Genomic DNA, 518 nt, shown 5'->3' with positions numbered 1-518 from the left:
TGGTGGTGGTATCCGCCGCAGGGAAGACCACTAATCGCTTGATCGAGTTTCTGGAAGGTTTATACAAAGATGGCCGTATTGCGCATGAAGCACTGCAAGGCTTAAGACAATTCCAGTCGGAGCTAATTGAATCTTTATTAGAAGGCGAGGTGCAGACGCAATTGCTCGCTTCTTTGCACGATGAGTTCAGTACCTTAGCCGAGCTGGCTGCACCACTGACGGATGCGCAAAAAGCGGCAGTGTTGGGTCACGGTGAAGTGTGGTCTTCACGTTTATTGGCTGCCTTGCTTTCACAACAAAATGTTCCTGCGGTCGCACAAGATGCACGTGCATTTTTACGTGCAGAAGCAGGTACTCAACCGGAAGTTGACCGTGCGCGTTCTTATCCCCTGATTAAGGAGGCGTTGGCGCAACACAGCCACAAACGCGTCATCATTACCGGATTTATGGCGCAAAATGAGGCAGGAGAAACCGTGCTGTTGGGGCGGAATGGCTCGGATTATTCCGCAACCGTAATC

Annotated in this window: 1 pseudogene; it reads left to right on the top strand. The window is 51.0% G+C overall.

The features are described from left to right. Positions 1-518 (top strand): annotated as a pseudogene (metL, locus tag R8N49_RS30475) (bifunctional aspartate kinase/homoserine dehydrogenase II); the annotation flags it as partial.

This window comes from Vibrio sp. 1978, from assembly GCF_033344345.1.
Note: the sequence above shows the minus strand (reverse complement) of the source record. Positions and strands in the feature narration are given on the sequence as shown.